This is a genomic window from Motilibacter rhizosphaerae (genome assembly GCF_004216915.1).
Taxonomy (GTDB): Bacteria; Actinomycetota; Actinomycetes; order Motilibacterales; family Motilibacteraceae; genus Motilibacter; species Motilibacter rhizosphaerae.
In genome coordinates this window covers 634705-650397 of record NZ_SGXD01000001.1, presented here as the reverse complement: position 1 = coordinate 650397, position 15693 = coordinate 634705, and the positions used below count along the sequence as shown (strand labels likewise).

At 73.2% G+C, this 15693-nt stretch carries 13 protein-coding genes and 1 pseudogene; 5 read left to right on the top strand and 9 right to left on the bottom strand.

The features are described 5' to 3' along the window. Positions 1 to 47 precede the first annotated feature (47 nt). Together EV189_RS02915 and EV189_RS02910 are read left to right on the top strand one after the other, a co-directional pair. Positions 48 to 1316, top strand: a complete 1269-nt coding sequence (locus tag EV189_RS02915; RefSeq protein WP_130491423.1) for a WD40 repeat domain-containing protein — start codon at positions 48 to 50, stop codon at positions 1314 to 1316. Between the two features lie 78 nt (positions 1317 to 1394). Next, positions 1395 to 1913 carry a bacterial proteasome activator family protein gene (locus EV189_RS02910; RefSeq protein WP_196788511.1) on the top strand — a complete coding sequence of 173 codons (519 nt, stop codon included), beginning with the start codon at positions 1395 to 1397 and terminating at the stop codon, positions 1911 to 1913. 326 nt (positions 1914 to 2239) lie between these two features. On the opposite strand, the gene EV189_RS02905 is transcribed toward EV189_RS02910, so the two are convergent. The 8 genes and pseudogenes from EV189_RS02905 to EV189_RS21085 form a co-directional block, all read right to left on the bottom strand. Continuing rightward, complete coding sequence (locus EV189_RS02905; protein WP_130491421.1) at positions 2240 to 2671, bottom strand: PPOX class F420-dependent oxidoreductase; 432 nt, start codon at positions 2669 to 2671, stop codon at positions 2240 to 2242. A gap of 43 nt (positions 2672 to 2714) precedes the next feature. Continuing rightward, complete coding sequence (locus tag EV189_RS02900) at positions 2715 to 4724, bottom strand: glycosyl hydrolase family 28-related protein (protein ID WP_130491420.1); 2010 nt, start codon at positions 4722 to 4724, stop codon at positions 2715 to 2717. A gap of 28 nt (positions 4725 to 4752) precedes the next feature. Next, positions 4753 to 5727, bottom strand: coding sequence for a carbohydrate ABC transporter permease (locus EV189_RS02895; protein WP_231116011.1), 975 nt, complete (start codon positions 5725 to 5727; stop codon positions 4753 to 4755). Continuing rightward, positions 5724 to 6653, bottom strand: a complete 930-nt coding sequence (locus tag EV189_RS02890; RefSeq protein WP_130491419.1) for a carbohydrate ABC transporter permease — start codon at positions 6651 to 6653, stop codon at positions 5724 to 5726. The genes EV189_RS02895 and EV189_RS02890 overlap by 4 nt, the downstream gene beginning before the upstream one ends. An 8-nt stretch (positions 6654 to 6661) precedes the next feature. Further along, a complete protein-coding gene (locus tag EV189_RS02885) occupies positions 6662 to 8119 on the bottom strand; it encodes an ABC transporter substrate-binding protein (RefSeq protein WP_130491418.1) in 1458 nt (485 codons plus the stop codon). A gap of 24 nt (positions 8120 to 8143) precedes the next feature. Continuing rightward, positions 8144 to 9790 (bottom strand): glycoside hydrolase family 13 protein, encoded by a 1647-nt coding sequence (locus EV189_RS02880; RefSeq protein ID WP_130491417.1) that lies wholly within the window; start codon positions 9788 to 9790, stop codon positions 8144 to 8146. A gap of 245 nt (positions 9791 to 10035) precedes the next feature. Further along, positions 10036 to 11043 carry a LacI family DNA-binding transcriptional regulator gene (locus EV189_RS02875; RefSeq protein ID WP_130491416.1) on the bottom strand — a complete coding sequence of 336 codons (1008 nt, stop codon included), beginning with the start codon at positions 11041 to 11043 and terminating at the stop codon, positions 10036 to 10038. Between the two features lie 80 nt (positions 11044 to 11123). Continuing rightward, a pseudogene (locus EV189_RS21085) lies at positions 11124 to 11689 on the bottom strand (GNAT family N-acetyltransferase). A 63-nt stretch (positions 11690 to 11752) separates the two neighbouring features. On the opposite strand from EV189_RS21085, the gene EV189_RS02865 reads away from it, so the two are divergent. The 3 genes from EV189_RS02865 to EV189_RS02855 are packed head-to-tail and all read left to right on the top strand — an operon-like array spanning position 11753 to position 14792. Further along, positions 11753 to 13144 carry an outer membrane protein assembly factor BamB family protein gene (locus EV189_RS02865; protein WP_130491415.1) on the top strand — a complete coding sequence of 464 codons (1392 nt, stop codon included), beginning with the start codon at positions 11753 to 11755 and terminating at the stop codon, positions 13142 to 13144. 47 nt (positions 13145 to 13191) lie between these two features. After that, positions 13192 to 14091, top strand: a complete 900-nt coding sequence (locus tag EV189_RS02860; protein ID WP_130491414.1) for a DMT family transporter — start codon at positions 13192 to 13194, stop codon at positions 14089 to 14091. Next, on the top strand, positions 14088 to 14792 hold the full coding sequence (locus EV189_RS02855) for an ArsR/SmtB family transcription factor (RefSeq protein WP_231116010.1): 705 nt from the start codon (positions 14088 to 14090) through the stop codon (positions 14790 to 14792). The genes EV189_RS02860 and EV189_RS02855 overlap by 4 nt, the downstream gene beginning before the upstream one ends. Here EV189_RS02855 and EV189_RS02850 read toward each other — a convergent pair. Beyond that, the gene (locus EV189_RS02850) at positions 14764 to 15645 is read right to left on the bottom strand and encodes an SDR family oxidoreductase (RefSeq protein ID WP_130491413.1); all 882 of its coding nucleotides are present in this window, start codon (positions 15643 to 15645) and stop codon (positions 14764 to 14766) included. The two genes, EV189_RS02855 and EV189_RS02850, sit on opposite strands and share 29 nt — an antisense overlap. Between the last annotated feature and the right edge of the window lie 48 nt (positions 15646 to 15693).

Here is a 15693-nt window from a genome sequence, read left to right as displayed (position 1 = left end):
TCCGGGGCTCCCGCTGTCTCCTGTCGATCAAGCCCTCAGGAGGACGCATGACCCGGACCACCCGCCGCACGCTGCTCGTGCCAGCGGCCCTCGTCGCGCTGCTGGTCGCCTGCCTGGTCGGGCTGCACTCCCGCGCGGCGCTCGACGGTCCTGGCGGCGCGCTCGGGCTGCCCGACCGGCTCTCGCAGCCGGCCTGGGGGACGCCGTCAGGGACCGCGTCGCCGGGCGGGCCGGTCGCCCTGGTCGCGACGGGCTCGCGCGAGCCGGAAGCGGGCTTCGGCGACACCAACGCCGCGGTCATGGTCGGGCCAGGTGGCTACCGCATGACCTCGCGGATCGGCGCCGACGAGTTCCACCCCGGCGAGGACATGCTGCTGTCGCCCGACGGGGGGACCACGGCGTACGGCACCGGGGCCTGGACCAGCGCGAGCGTGCAGCTCACGGACGTGCGTACCGGCCGCGCGCGCACGCTCCCGGTCGGGGTCGGGTCCGCGCGCGTCGTCGCCTGGACGCCGGACTCGCGGCGGTTCGTCGTGGCCGAGCTGCACCGCACGTCATGGGCGGGGATCGGGCTGCTCGACACCTCCTCCGGCCGCTACCGGCGGATCGCGGAGGCCCGCGGGACGTACGTGCCGGGAGCGGTGGCCGTGAGCGCGGACGGGTCCTGGGTCGCGTACCAGGGCGGGGACTCGCTCACCGTGCTGAGCGTCGCCGACGGGTCGGTGGTGGGACGGGCGGCGCTGGCGCCCGGCGCGCTGCTGACCGGGAAGGCGGCGTTCACGCCGGACGGGAGCGCGCTGGTGGTCGCGGTCCCGGACTCGGCCAGCGCTCCGCGGGCGTGGGGGCTGCGGCTGGTGGACGCGCGCACGGGGGTCGCGCGCCCCACAGCCCTGCCCGCCGTCCACGACGCGGTCGCCGTGCGGGCGGTCGGCTGGCGGCCGGACGGGAGCGCGGCGGTGCTCGCGTTCCGGCCGGACGCGGCGTACGGCACGGACCCGCGGGTCTCGTCGGCGGTGGGCGACCGCACGCGCTTCGAGGCCGTGCGGCGCGTCGACCTGCTCGCCGTGCGCGCGGGCGCGGCGGCGCCGACCACGCTGCTCCGGCCGCCGGCGGACACGCTGGCGATGGACGTGGCACAGCAGGCGGTGGCGTCCTCGGTGGTCGTGCACCTCGCCGGGCAGCCGGCGCTCGTCGCGCCGGTCTGGCTGCTGCGGACGGGCCTGGGACTGGCGCTGCTCGGGCTGGTCGCGCTCGTCCTCCTCCGCCTGCCGCGGCGTCCTCGGCCGGCTCCTCTCGGAGTGGCTACGGCTGTCTAGTGCTCGTCGTAGAGGCGGGCAGAAGGGGCACGACACCCGCCGAGCGTCGCGAGGGCGGGGCGGGGCAGGATGGGAGCCATGAGCGAGCCGAGCAGCCCCGAGACCCGCCTCATCGTCGTGTCGCAGGACGGGTCGCAGGTCGAGCCGACCGCCGGCGAGGAGGAGCCGGGCGACCGCCCGGTGACCGAGCTGGTCGAGCAGCCGGCCAAGGTCATGCGCATCGGCAGCATGGTGAAGCAGCTGCTCGACGAGGTGCGCTCGGCGCCGCTCGACGAGGCGAGCCGGGTCCGGCTCCGCGAGATCCACCGCACCTCGCTCAAGGAGCTCGAGCAGGGCCTCGCCCCCGAGCTGGTCGAGGAGCTCGAGCGGCTGTCGCTGCCCTTCACCGACGACGAGGTCCCCAGCGAGGGCGAGCTCCGGGTCGCGCAGGCGCAGCTCGTCGGCTGGCTCGAGGGGCTGTTCCACGGCATCCAGACCGCGATGTTCGTGCAGCAGATGGAGGCGCGGGCCGCCGTCGAGGCCCAGTCGCGGCGGGCGCTGCCGCAGGGGCTGCGGCCGGGCGCTCCCGACGGCGGGCAGACGGGGCAGTACCTCTAGCCCCCGTGATCATGCACGTCCTGGGGCCACGTCTTCCCCGTGGTCATGCACTTCTTGGGGCGACCTCTCCCCCGTGATCATGCAGATCCTGGGCCCGCTCCATGTCGCGCCACCTGCGTGATCATGCACGTCTTGTGGTCCCGACCTCGCCGTGATCATGCACATCGTGTCGGGCGTGGTGGCAGCCGACGGCACGCTCAGGTCTGACGGGCGGCGGCCCGCGCTCCCAGGATCTGCATGATCACGGGGAGATGGGTGCCCCAAGACGTGCATGATCACGGGGAGATGGGTGCCCCAGGATCTGCATGATCACGGGGAGGTGGGGATCACTGCCAGGGCAGGCCGCTGCCCGTCACGGACTCGGCCACCAGCGAGACCACCAGCCGCCGGTCGGTGACCATCGCGGCGAAGAACTCGTCGGGGTCCGGGTGCGCCTCGCCGCGGATCGTCTCGTAGACGCGCAGCAGCGCGCGGCCGGCCTCGTCGCCCGGCTGCTCGGACACCGGCGAGGTCGAGGCGGCAGAGGTCACCGCGGCGTACTGCCAGAAGGTGTCGCCCAGGACGTGCAGCACCGCGCGCGGGAAGCGCTGCAGGTTGCGGGTCTTCGCGCGGTCGGCGGTGACCGAGACGTGCGCTGCGCCGTCGAACCACGCGAAGGAGATGTTGGAGGTCTGCGGCGTGCCGTCGCTGCGCGAGGTCGCGAGGACCGCCTGGTGGTGCGCCGAGATCCAGCTCTCGAAGCCGTCGGGGAGGCTCATGGCGCCACTCTGCCACCCCGACGGCCCACTGCCTACGGTCCCGCTACGGCTGGGCCCACGGCGACGGCGCGGGCGGCTCGACCACGGGAGGCCGGTCGTCGCACCAGCTGCCGGCGGCGTACCAGCCCCCGTCGTTGCTGTCGCCGATCCGCACGATGCTGAACTCCGGCGTCCCGGTGAAGTGGAACGTCCCGCAGTCGTCGTCGAAGGGCTGGCCGACGCCGCGCGCGTCGACGTCCTCGAAGGTCGCGCTGCCCGCGGCCCGGGCGCTGATGACGTTCGTGCCCGTGCCGTCGATGCGGACGTGGCGCACCTGGACGCCGGTGATGGAGTAGAGGTCCTTGACCGGCCAATCGGCGACGACCATGAACGCGTTCTCGGTGACGTCGAGGAAGTCGCTGTCGCTGATGACGATCGGCGTCGAGATCGAGCCCTCGAGGGCGTAGATCCAGATGGCACCGAGCCCGATGTCCCAGTTGAGGTCGTGTGTGCCGGCGCGCACGGTGGTGTTGCGGGTGAAGGTCAACGTGCCGTCGAAGCCGGTCGAGCCGAAGCGGGTCCCGGCGTGCAGCGCGCTGCCCTCGCGTACGGGGTCGGCGACGAGGTTGTCGCTGATGGTGTCGTCGCGGCCGCCGTAGACCGCGATGCCGTTGGCGAGGACCGGGGACTGCACCGTGTTGTGGTCGACGATGTCGTACGCGTCCTCGTCGGCCGCCCTCCCGCTGGCGCCGTGCAGGTTCTCCGACCACAGGGCGATCGCGTCGTCACCGGTCCCGCGGACGAGGTTGTCCGTCACCCGCACGTGCGTGATCCCGCTGTGCAGGTTGATGCCGTCCGCCAGCTGGTCGGTGATGACGTTGTCGCGCACGGTCAGCCCGTCGAACGGGCCGTCGAGCCACAGGCCGACCTTGGTGTGGTGCAGGTACATGCCCTCGACCAGGCTGCCGCCACCCAGGGCACCGCCGATCGCGTTGACCTGGTCGACGTCGATGCGCTCGCGGACGTCGCCTTCGATCGCGAAGTCGCGCAGGCTCACGTGGTGGCTGCCGCCCTCGGCCGCGCTCCGGCCGTAGAAGCCCGGACTGTCGTGGGTGGACCCGTCCGCCGCCGGCGTCGCGCGCGGCGTCACCGGCCCGTACACGATCGACCACCAGCTGCCCGCCCCCTCGACCGTCACGTCGTCGACGACGATGTGACGCGTGACGAGGAAGCGACCGGCCGGGATCCAGACCTTGCCGCCGTGGGCGTGGACGTACGCGATGGCCGCGTCGAAGGCCGCGGAGGAGTCGCGTACGCCGGTCGGGTCGGCGCCGAAGCGCGTGACGGGCACGTGCCGGCTCCCCTGGGTCGCCGGGCCGTCCACGCGCTCGGTGTCGACGAGGTCGATGGTCGTCGTCTCGGCCGCGGCGTCGAGGGGCACGGTGAGCCGGAGGCGGTCGCCCTTGCCGTAGGTCCCGCCGAGCAGCAGTCGCTGCTCGTCGTAGAAGTGGTTCGGCCGGAACGGCTTCACCACGGGATCGGGCTCGGGCTTCCACCAACCGGGGTTCGGGTCCACCTGCGGGTCGTTGGAGAACGGGTACATGCCGTAGACCCAGGAGTACCTCGACGTCAGCGTCATCACGTGCTCGTCACCGCCGTTCACGGTGACGCGCAGCGGGCTGTCGATGCCGCCGCCGGCCGGGGCGTCGGGGATGCTGTAGCGGACCGTGATGGCGTTCGCCCTGCGCGGCAGCACGAACTCCACCTCCTGACCGCGGTGGAGCTGCACGGCGTCGCGACCGCTCGCCTCCGCGGTCAGGGTGTACGCGTGCCGCCGCTGCTGGTCGGTCTTCCCGGCGCCGAGGACGGTCCCGTCGGTGGTGGCGTCCTCCGCCTCCAGCTCGGTCATCCCGAGGTCGGCGCCGCGCCCGGCGACCAGCGCCGGGTCGAGGGCGGCGCGGGTGGCGGCAGTGACGTCGTCGGGGTGCTCGCTCGCGCGGGCGACACCGGCGCCGAGCGTGCTGAGCAGCAGCGCGGCGGTCGCTGCCGCGAGCGGGCGGGACGCGTGGAGCATGGTGGCTCGCTTCCGTAGGGAGGGACGATCAGCCCTTGACCGCGCCGCCGAGACCGGAGGAGCGGAGGAACACCCGCTGGAACAGCAGGAACAGCACGATGGGGAACGCCGTCGAGAGGAACAGCGCGGCGAGGTAGACGCCGAGGTCCGTGGAGGCCGCGAGGGTGGGGAGGCGGACGGACAGCGGCTGGATGTCGGGGTTGCGCAGCACGAGCAGCGGCCAGAGGAAGTCCTTCCAGGCCGCGAGGACGGCGAAGACCGAGACCACGCCGAGGATGGGGCGCGACATGGGCAGCACGACGTACCAGAACAGTCGCGCGGGGCCCGCGCCGTCGACCTCGGCGGCCTCGAAGACCTCCCGTGGCAGGTTGTCGAAGAAGCGCTTGACCAGCACGACGTTGAACGCGTTAGCCCCGGCCGGCAGCCACACCGCCCAGTACGTGTCGACCAGGTCCCGGTGCGTGAACGGCGTGTCCAGCACGGTGAGGTAGAGCGGGACCAGGAGGACCACAGCCGGGACGAACAGCGTGGCGAGCACGAGGGCGTTGAGCACCCGCGCGTACGCCGGGCGCAGGACGCTCAAGGCGTAGCCGCCCGTCGTCGCGACGAGCAGCTGCGCGAACCACGACCCTGCTGCCACCACGACGGTGTTCCAGAAGTAGCGGCTGAGGTGGATGTCGTTCCACGCCTGGTCGATGTTGCTGAGCGTCGCGCCGTGCGGGAAGACCGCCATCGGCGAGGTCAGGGTGTCCTGCGTCGGCGTCAGGGCCGCCTTCGCGAGCCAGAGCATCGGTCCGAGGCCCACCACGACGAGCACGACGAGGAGCAGGCCGTGCGTCAGCCGGAGGCCCTGCCGCACGGCGGGTACGCGCCGGTCGGCGGGCGAGACGATGCCGCGCCCGGCGTCGTCACCGCTCGGGCGGCGGCGCCGGACCGCAGCAGCCGCGGGCGCAACGGCGGAAGCGACGCTCGCCGGAGGCATGCCGGTCTCGGTGGTCGTCACGTGCTGCTCCAGCTCCTCGTCGCCCGCAGGTAGACCGCGGAGAGTGCGGCCAGCACGAGGGCGAGCAGCACGCTCAGCGCCGTCGCTTCGCCGATCTGGCTGCCGGCGCTCTGCCCGAACGCGTAGTCGTAGATCAGCAGCAGGACCGTGGTCGTCGAGTTGTCGGGGCCGCCGCCGGTGAAGAGGTAGGGCTCGAGGAACACCTGCGCAGTGCCGAGGACCTGCAGGATCAGCGTGACCAGCAGGACTCCGCGCAGCTGCGGCAGCGTCACGCTCCAGACCTTGCGGAGGATCCCCGCGCCGTCGAGCTCCGCGGCCTCGTAGAGCTCCTGCGGCACCGACGCGAGCGCTGCGAGGTAGATGATGACGGTACCGCCGGCCGCGGCCCAGGTCGCCTCGAGCACGAGCGAGGGCATCGCCCAGGTCGTCGACTGCAGCCACGGGTACGGGCCGAGGCCCACCCAGCCGAGCACCGTGTTGTAGACCCCGGTCGCACTGGCGTCGTAGAAGAACTGCCACAGCAGCACCGCGACCACGGGTGGGACCACGACCGGGAGGTAGGCCAGCGCGCTGAGCAGCCCACGCAGCTTGCGGGCCTCGGCCATGAGCACCGCGAGGAGCAGCGGCACGGGGTAGCCGAGCACGAGGGCCAGACCGGCGAACCAGCACGTGTTCTTGACCGCCGTCCAGAGCAGCGGGTCGCTGAGCACCTCGCGGAAGTTGTCGAGCCCGACGAAGACGGCCGGGTCTGCCAGGTTGGTGCGCTGGAAGCTCATCTCGACCGCGCGGACGATCGGGTACCACGAGAAGACCCCGAAGACCACGAGCAGCGGGAGGGTGAAGGCGAGGTTCGCGGGGCCACCGCCGCGTACCCACGTGAGCGGGGTACGCGGGCGGCGGCGCCCGGCGATGGTCGGGACGGCCATCTCGGAAGTCAGCTGGCCTTGTCGACGGCCTGCTGCGCGATCGGCGTCGTCTTCGCGAGCAGCTGGTCGATGTTCGTGCCCTTGTCGGTGAGCACCTTCTGCACCACGGTGTCGAGGACGCCGTAGAGCGCCTGCGTGCTGACCGGCGGCTCGGGCTGCAGCTTCTGGTTGAAGATGTTGTCGGTGAAGCCCTTCATCTGGCCGAGCGGCACGTCGACGTAGGAGGAGATCCAGCTCATGTAGGTGTCGAGCGTCGCCTTGTCGAACAGCGGCAGCTGCGGCGTCCCCACGGGCTGCTTGCTGGCGACGAGGGTCTTGGCGTCGCGCACGGCAGCCTGCTGGTCGGTCAGCTTGGACAGGTAGTAGAAGTCCATCCACTTCACCGCCGCGGCCTTCTCGGCGTCGGTCGCCGAGGCCTTGACGACGACCTCCGTGCCACCGCCGAGCAGACCCGCGTCGGGGGAGTCGGACATCGGCAGCACGGTGAGGCCGTAGGTCTCGGGCTTCACGTGGTTGGCCTGGACGAGGTTGGTGTAGACGTCGGAGCCGCTGAGGTACATCCCGACCTTGCCCGCGGCGAAGGCCTGGTTCATGCTCCCCCAGTCCAGCAGGAAGTTGCTGCCCATGGCGTTGTCGCTCCACCGCAGCTGCTTCAGCCACTGCAACGCGGCCTTGGTGCCCGGGTTCGCGAGAGTGACGGTCGCCTTCCCGCTGCTGTCGACGGTCTCGAGCCGACCGCCAAGCGCGTACGTCAGCATCGCGAGGTTCCAGCCGCCCGTGTTGCTCTTGCCCATCAGCGCGAAGCCGGCCTGGTGCGTCTTGCTCGCGATCGCCCTGGCGTCCGCGCGTACCTCGTCCCAGGTTGTCGGCGGCTTGTCGGGATCGAGCCCGGCCTTGGTGAAGAGCGCGCGGTTGTACTGCAAGCCGACGCCGTAGGCCCCCTTCGGCAGGGCGTAGATGTCGCCCTTGCTGTCCTGGCCCTGCGCGAGCACGCTCGGGTTGAACGTGCCGGCGTAGGGCAGTTGCCTCACCTGGGCGGTGAGGTCGGCGACCTGCTTGTTCCCGATGAGCGTGCGCGCATCGGTGAAGGGCACCTCGAACACCGTCGGCAGCGTCCCGCCGGCGAGCTGGGCGGCGAACGTCGTGCCCTTCCACTCGTACTCGTGCGGCTGCACGTCGATGTCGGGGTGCGCCTGCTCGAAGATGGCGACCTGGTCGTTGAAGGCCTTGAACGCCTCCTTCGTCGACCCCGGCAGCAGGGACACGACCGAGAGCTTGACCTTCTGGCCGGCGGGTGCGGCCGCGGGGGCGCTCGACGTGCCCGTGGCGGCGGTGGTCGTCTGCGTCCCCCCACTCGCGGCGGAGTCCGTCTTCTTCGCCGCGGTGCCGCAGCCGGCGACGAGGCAGAGCCCCGTCGCCAGGGCGACCACGGCCGCGGGCCGGGAGGATCGGCGGTGCAACGTCATCGTTGGCTCCTTCGTCGTGCTGGGTCAGCGGGTGGGACGCAGCCAGGCGGTCGCGTCAGGGGGGAGGGACTCGGCAGTGGGGTGCGAGGAGTCGCTGCGCAGCAGCACGTCTCCAGCGGGCAGGTGCAGGGACTCGGTCGAGAAGTTGGTGACGGAGAGCAGGTCGTCGCGGGTGAAGGCGATCACGCCGTCACCCAGGTCGACCCAGCCGAGCCCCGCGCCGCGGAGGCCGCGGCGCAGACGCAGCGCCGCGCGGTAGAGCGCGAGCATCGAGTCGTCGTAGCGCTCCTGGCACTCGACGGTCAGCGCAGCCCAGCTCCTCGGTTGCGGGAGCTCGGTGGGAGAACTGCCCGTGGTGAAGCCGAAGGGCGGCTCCTCCCCGCTCCACGGGAGGGGTACGCGGCAGCCGTCCCGCCCCGGGTCCACGCCACCCGACCGGGCGTGCATCGGATCGCGGAGGAGCTCGCGGGGCAGGTCCTCGACCTCGGGGAGGCCGAGCTCCTCGCCCTGGTAGACGTAGAGCGCACCCGGGAGCGCGGCGACGAGCAGGGCCGCGGCGCGCGCCCGACGTGTGCCGAGCGCGAAGTCCGTCGGCGTACCGAAGCGCTTGCTGCCGAACGAGAACGACGTGACCTCGCGGCCGTAGCGGGTGACCGTGCGCGTGACGTCGTGGTTCGCCAGCACCCACGTGGGTGGGGCCCCGACCTGCCGATGGCTGGCAAGGGTCGCCTCGATCGAGTCGCGCAGCTCCTTCGCGTCCCACGGCCGGGTCATGAAGTCGAAGTTGAAGGCGGTGTGCAGCTCGTCCGGGCGGAGGTAGCGCGCGAAGCGCTGCGGGTCCTCGAGCCAGACCTCGCCGACCAGCACCCGCGGGGGCTCGTACGCGTCGGCCACCGCCCGCCACCCGCGGTAGATCTCGTGGATCTCGTCGCGGTCGACGAAGGGGTGGCCTCCCGGTCCCGGGGTGGCCGGCACCGCGGGGAGCCGCTCGTCCTTGACGAGCAGCGCCGCGGAGTCGATGCGGATGCCGGCGACGCCGCGGTCGAACCAGAAGCGCAGCACCTGCAGGTGCTCCTCGACCACGGTCGGGTTGCGCCAGTCGAGGTCGGGCTGCTGCGGCGAGAAGAGGTGGAGGTACCACTCCCCCGGGCGCCCGTCGGCGTCGGTCGTGCGGGTCCAGGTCGTGCCGCCGAACTCCGAGACCCACTCCGTCGGCATGGTGTCACCCGCGTCGCCGAGCCCCGGCCTGAACCAGAACCGCGCCCGCTCAGGGGAACCCGGGGCGGCCGCGAGGGCCGCACGGAACCACGGGTGCTGGTCGGACACGTGGTTGGGGACCACGTCGAGGATCGTGCGGATCCCGAGCGCGAGCGCCTCCGCGACGAGGAGCTCCGCCTCCTCGAGGGTGCCGAGCTCTGGGGCGACCGCGCGGTAGTCGGCGACGTCGTAGCCGCCGTCGGCGAGCGGCGAGGGGTACCACGGGTTGAACCACAGGGCGTCGACGCCGAGCTCGCGCAGGTAGCCGAGCTTCGCCCGCACGCCGGCCAGGTCCCCGACGCCGTCCCCGTCACCGTCGCAGAAGCTGCGGACGTAGACCTGGTAGATCACCGCGTCGCGCCACCAGTCGCCGGCAGCCGCGTCGGCGGAGTGGAGGGCGGGCTCGACTGCCACGGGGGGATCAGCTCCTGTCGCGCCGCAGCGAGCGGCTCAGGTCTGCTGGGGATCCGCCGAGGAGCTGGCGGATCGGGACGTGCAGAACGTAGCGCCGCTCGTGAGACCACGCAAGAGTCCGACGAGATGTTGCATGAACGTGATGACCGAAGGGCGCGGTGGTGGTGACGCGCATGCTGCGCGGCGGCTCCATCCGGAGCCGCGCCGAGGTGGAGGCGGCTGTCGCCGCTGCGTGCGTAGAGCGGCTATCGCCGCGGTGCTGCGCCGGTCGTCGCGCGCACGACGAGCTCGGGCTCGAACAGCAGCTCGCGGCCCGTACCGGCTGCACCGGAGATCTGGTCGACGAGGAGCGCGACCGCGGCCTTGCCGATCGCCTCGATGGGCTGGCGCACGGTGCTGAGCGGCGGCTCGGTGCAGCCCATGAGCGCGGAGTCGTCGAAGCCGACGACGGAGAAGTCGCGGGGCACGCTCAGCCCCGCGCGCCGGGCGGCCTTGATGCCGCCGAGGGCGAGGGGGTCGCTGGCGAACAGCGCGGCGGTGAAGCCGCGCTCGAGCAGGATGGAGGCGGCGAGCTGACCGCCCTCCAAGGTGAACATCGTGCGCTCGACCGCCCCGTCCAGCGACAGCCCCTCCTCGGCGCACAGCGCACGGAAGGTCTCCTCCTTGCGCCGGGAGGGCACGTGGTCGAGCGGTCCGAGCACCAGCCCGATGCGCTCGTGGCCGAGGCTGCGCAGGTGCGTGAAGGCCAGCTGCACGGCGGCCCGGTCGTCGGTCGACACGGTCGGGAAGCCGAGCGCCTCGACCGCGGCGTTGACGAGCACGGCCGGCACGCCGCGCTCGTGCAGCGCGACGAAGTGGTCGTGCGGGGCGTCGTCCTCGGCCTGCGCGCCGCCGAAGAAGATCACGCCGGAGGCCTGCTGCTGCAGCAGCATCTGGACGTACGCCGGCTCGCTCATCCCGCCCGCGGACCCGATGCACAGCACGGGCGTCATGCCGCGCTGGACGATGCCACCGGACACCACCTCGGCGAACGCCGGGAAGATCGGGTTCTGCAGCTCGGGCAGCACGAGGCCGACGAGCCGGGCCCGCTCCCCGCGCAACTGCGTCGGGCGCTCGTAGCCGAGCACGTCGAGCGCGGTCAGCACGGCCGTGCGGGTGGCCTCGGAGACCCCCGGCTTGCCGTTGAGCACGCGGCTCACCGTGGCCTCGGACACCCCGACCTTGCGCGCCACCTCCGCCATCCGCCGCGTCATGGCCGCATCCTAGGGCGCGAGGAGCAGCAGTGGTCATCCACGCGCTTGCGCACCTCTGTCGATCTCTTGCACGACCAGCGTCAGGCAGGCGGCCCGTCGTGCAGGACGCGCTGGAACATGCGGTGGTCCTGCCAGGCCCCGGCGATTGGAGGTAGCTCGGCGCCAGGCCGTACTCGACGAAGCCGTTGCGCAGCAGCACCTTCTGCGAAGCCGTGTTGTCGAGCAGGGTCCCCGCCTCGAGGCGGTGCAGACCGAGGACCTCGAGCGCGACCCGGCACACCCCGGCCACGGCAGCGGTCCCGAGCCCGCGTCGGGTGCGCTCGCCGTCGACCCAGTAGCCCATCGCGGCACTGCGGAACGGCCCCAGCACGATGCTGCTCAGCGTCACACCACCGACGATCTCCTCACCCTCCGCGAGCACGCAGGGCAGCAGCGTGCCGGCGTCGAGGGCGGCGAGCAGCCCGGCGAGGCGGAGCTGCTGGCCGCGCAGCGTCCAGAAGTCGGGCGCGCGGTCCGGGTCGTACGGCGCGAGGTGCTCGCGGTTGCGCACGTACGCGTCGAGCAGCGCCACCGCGTCCCCGGGGTCGACGAGCCGGAGCTGCACGCCGCCCCCCAGGGGAACGGGGGCGAAGCTCGGCGCGGGCACGCCCCCAGGCTGCCAGGCCCGCTCCGGGCGGTCGACGTCGGCGATCGGGGGTACAACGGATCGATGAGGCGTCTGCTGCTCCTCCTGCCCGCCGCTCTCGTCGCCTGCTCCTCGGGCGGAGGGAGCACGCACCCTGCCGCGCCGTCGAACACGTCGTCGAGCACGTCGTCGAGCACGTCGGAGGCGGCGAGCGCGCCTGAGGCGGCGAGCGCCGTCCGCGACTGGCCGACCTACCACGGCGACCTGCGCCGCTCGGGCACGGCGACGATGCCCACGCCCACGAAGCTCGCCGTCCGCGCCAAGGTGCGCCTCGACGCGGCCGTCTACGCCTCGCCGGTCGTCGCCGCGGGGATCACGGTCGTGGCGACGGAGGCGAACAGCGTCTACGGGCTCGACGGCTCCGGGCACCAGCTGTGGCGTGCCAGGCTCGGGTCGCCGGCGAAGCGGAGCGAGCTGCCCTGCGGCAACATCGACCCGCTCGGCATCACGGGCACCCCCGCGTACGACAAGGCGTCGGGGCTCGTCTACCTCGTCGCCGAGCACGGCTCGCCCGTCAGCCACGAGCTCGTCGCGCTGAGCGCGAAGACGGGCAAGGTGGCCTGGCGGAAGTCCGTCGACCTCCCCGGTGTGGAGACGAAGGCGATGCAGGAGCGCGGCGCGCTGACGTTCGCGCAGGGGAAGGTCTGGGTGCCGTTCGGCGGTCTCGCCGGCGACTGCGGCGGCTACAAGGGCCGCGTCGTCGGGGTCCCGCTCGACGGCAAGGGGAGTGCTGTCGCCTACACGGTGCCGACGCCGCGCGAGGGCGGGATCTGGACGCCGCCCGGCCCGAGCGTCGACTCGGCCGGCAACCTCTACGTCGCGGTGGGCAACGGCGAGAACGGCCCGGGCTCGGCGTACGACTACAGCGACAGCATCCTCCAGCTGCGCGGTACGACGCTCGTGGGCTCCTACTCCCCGTCGACCTGGGCGGCCGACAACGCGGCGGACCTCGACCTCGGCTCGCAGGGGCCTGCACTCGTGGGCTCGGAGTGGATCTTCACGGCCGGCAAGTCCGGCACCGCGTACGTCGTGCGGCAGCGCGCGCTGGGCGGCATCGGCGCAGAGGTCAGCAGCGCCAAGGTGTGCCGCAGCTTCGGCGGCACCGCCGTCGTGGCGAGCACGGTCTACGTCCCGTGCGCCGACGGGCTGCGCGCCGTGAGCATCCGCAGCAACGGCAAGCTGTCCCTCGGCTGGCACGCGGCCTCGGGCACGACCGGCTCGCCCGTCGTGGCGGGGAACCGCGTGTGGTCGCTCGACCCGGGCGCCGGCGTGCTGCACGCCCTCGACCCGCGCTCGGGCAGGTCGTTGTCGCAGGTCGCGGTCGGGACGACCACGCGCTTCGCGACCCCGGCGGTGCGGGGCACGGACCTCCTCGTCCCGACGACGAGCGGCCTCACGATCGTGCGCACGCGCTGAGGGAGACTGCGGCGCGCACCGAAGCGTCGGCGGCCTAGCCTGCGGTCATGACGACGTTGCAGGACCCGGAGCCGACTGTCCAGGTCGGCCCGCCCGCCTCCGTGCTCGCGGCGGTGGCGGTCACGGTCTGCGCGTGGGCATCGGCGTTCCTGGCGATCCGCGGCGTACGCGACGGCTTCGCCCCCGGCGCGCTCGCCCTGGGCCGGCTCCTCGTCGGCGGTCTGGCGCTGAGCATCGCAGTGGCCGCGCGCCGCAGCTGGGTACGCCCCACCTCCCGTGAGTGGGGCCTGCTCGTCCTGTGCGGGGTCGCGTGGTTCGGGATCTACAACGTCGCGCTCAACGCCGGCGAGCAGCGCGTCGACGCGGGAACGGCCGCGATGCTCGTGAACGTCGGCCCCGTGCTCATCGCGCTGCTCGCCGGCGCGCTGCTCGGGGAGGGCTTCCCGCGCTGGCTCCTCATCGGGGCGGGCGTGGCGTTCTCGGGCGTGGTCGTCATCGCCGTCGCGACGGCGGACGGGTCGGGTACGCAGGGCTGGGGCGTCGTGCTGTGCCTCACCGCTGCGCTGGTCTTCGCCGTCGGCGTGATGGCGCAGAAGCCGCTGGTGCGCAGGCTCCCTGCCCTGCAGGTCACGCAGATGGCCTGCTGCATCGGGGGTGTCGCGTGCCTGCCCTTCGCGGGGCAGCTGGGCTCCGACCTCGGGGCCGCGTCCGCCGGGCAGGTCGCTGCGCTCGTCTACCTCGGGCTGGTGCCGACCGCCGTCGCGTTCGGGACCTGGGCGTACGCGCTGTCCCGCATGCCCGCCGGGCGGCTCGGCGTGACGACGTACCTCGTCCCCCCGCTCACCGTGCTCGGCGCGTGGCCGCTGCTCGGCGAGACGCCCCCGGCCCTCGCCCTGGCCGGAGGCGTCCTCGCGGTGTGCGGCGTCGCGCTGACCCGCCGCCGGTGACGGTCCGCGCCGAGGCGCTGGCGGGGTTCGCTTCCTTGCTCGCCGACCGCAGCCGGGCCGAGATGTGCCTGGCGCTGCTGGACGGCAGGGCCTGGACGGCGGGCGAGCTCGCGCGGCAGGCCGGGATCGCGGCGTCGACGGCCAGCGGGCACCTTTCGCTGCTGGTGTCCGCGGGCCTGCTCGCCGAGGAGCGCCAGGGCCGGCACCGGTACGTCCGGCTCGCCGACGCCGAGACCGCCGACCTCATCGAGGACCTCGCCGCCGCGGTCGGCGCTCCCGAGCGGCCGACCTCGCTGCGGACCGTCCGGGCCGGCAAGGAGCTCGCAGCGGCGCGCACGTGCTACGACCACCTCGCCGGAGCGTTGGGCGTGCAACTGCTCGACGCGCTGGTCGACCGGTCGCTCGTCGCGCGCAGCGACGGCCTGGCGCTCACTCCTGCTGGCCGTACGTGGTTCCTCGACGTGCTCGGTCCTGTCGCCCTCGAGGTGGGCACTCGCCCGCTGCTGCGCACCTGCCTGGACTGGACCGAGCGCCGCCACCACCTCGGCGGCGCGCTCGCCGCCGGCCTGCTGCAGGAGCTCGTCCGGCGGGAGTGGGTGTCCCGCGCGGCCGGGCACCGTGCCGTGGCCGTGACGCCGGCCGGTGCTGCCGGCCTGCAGTCGCTGCTGGGCGTCAGGGCTGGAGGTTCTCCAGGTCGCTGAGCAGGCCCGGGTGCGTCGGCGTCCAGCCGAGCGTCTCCCGCGTGTAGGCGCTCGACGCGGGCTGGTCGAGCGCGAAGACCTCGCCCAGCGGCCCGAACGTCTCGTCCGGCACGGACTGCACGGGCAGGCCGAGGCGCCGGCCGATGACCTCGGCGATGTCGCGTACGGCGTCGCCCTCGTCGTCCACTGCGTGCCACGCGGTCCCGGCCGGCGCCTGCTCCAGCGCGAGGCGGAAGAGCACGGCGGCGTCGAGCGCGTGGACGGCGGGCCACCGCTGCGTACCGTCGCCGGGGTAGCCGGACACGCCCGTCGTGCGCGCGATACCGGTGAGCAGTCCGGCGAACCCGCCCTCTCCCCGGTTGTGGACCGTGCGCGGCATGCGCACGGCGACGCTGCGCACGCCGCGGTCGGCGAGGGCGAGGACCGCGCCGACCGTACGCGCGCGGCCGCCCACGAGTCCGTCGAGCGGGAGCGGGTCGGTCTCGAGGGAGGCGCGGCCGGGGATCCACGGCGTACCGGACACCGTGACGAACGGCCGGTCGCTGCCGACGAGCACCTCGCCGATCGCGAGCTGCGCGGCGTTCTCCTGCGCGACGGAGGCAAGCCACTGCTCGGGCGTCGGGGTCTCGTGGTCGAAGGCGAGGTTGATGACGCCGTCGGCCGCGGCAGCGCCCGACCGCAGCGCGTCCAGGTCCGACATGGAGCCCGGGTGCGGCTGGGCGCCGGCCGCCTGCAGCGCGGCGGCGGAGGACTCGCTGCGCGCGAGGGCGAGGACGGTGTGCCCGGCGGCGAGGAGCTCGGCGACGACGGCGGAGCCGATGAGGCCCGTCCCTCCGGTGACGAAGACGTGCATGGGGTCCTCCTGTGATGAGACTCTTGTCCCATCACCGTAGCACCGTGA